The sequence below is a fragment of the Escherichia sp. TW14182 genome (assembly GCF_000208525.1).
Classification (GTDB): domain Bacteria; phylum Pseudomonadota; class Gammaproteobacteria; order Enterobacterales; family Enterobacteriaceae; genus Escherichia; species Escherichia ruysiae.
On the sequence record NZ_AEJZ01000360.1, the window covers coordinates 1 to 660 of the forward strand.

Annotated in this window: 1 pseudogene; it reads right to left on the reverse strand. The window is 50.6% G+C overall.

Annotated features, from left to right (window positions below):
• Window positions 1-21 precede the first annotated feature (21 nt).
• Window positions 22-660: pseudogene (locus EQY_RS27040) on the reverse strand (prophage tail fiber N-terminal domain-containing protein); the annotation flags it as partial.

Genomic DNA, 660 nt, shown 5'->3' on the forward strand with positions numbered 1-660 from the left:
TGGTGATTTTTTTAATTTGCATCATGAAACCCTCACAAACAAAGAAACCAGACCACGTTCATAAAATGTGACGTCCGGCCCACCTGATAAAGCGAGATACGTGCCAGGCAGAGTGCCCCCATAGACAAATGACCTGGCTGCGGCACTAAATCCTGAACCGCGATACTCAGCTTCGAAGACCACCTGCCGGAGCCTTGAGCCAGGCACAGATTGCGTACGAAGTAATGTGACATCACTGCTGCCGCTATCTGGCAGATATGCGGCAAGAACCAGGCTACCCGGTTGCGGAGCACGCTGTGATGTAGTATCTCCTGCACATAACAGTTGTCTCAGTCGGTCGCGTGACCAGAATAGCCGCGACCATGCCCCGGGAAGTGTCGCCGAAGACATTGATTTTGTAACCAATACCTGATACTTAGCCGGCCCCTCACCAGTAGCGCCGCTGTATTCTCTGTCACCATGAAAAGTTATCCACCGACCATCTTCTGATTCAATACCGCCTGAACCAATTCCGCATCGTATTTCTATATCTATAAACCCTCTGAAATAGGGCTGCCCCCCGTCATACGCAATAATGGGTTTATACGAACTACCAGACCCGCCGTACTGCGTTACGCAATAACGGCCTGGTGTGACCTCGAATACCCATTTCAGGAATTC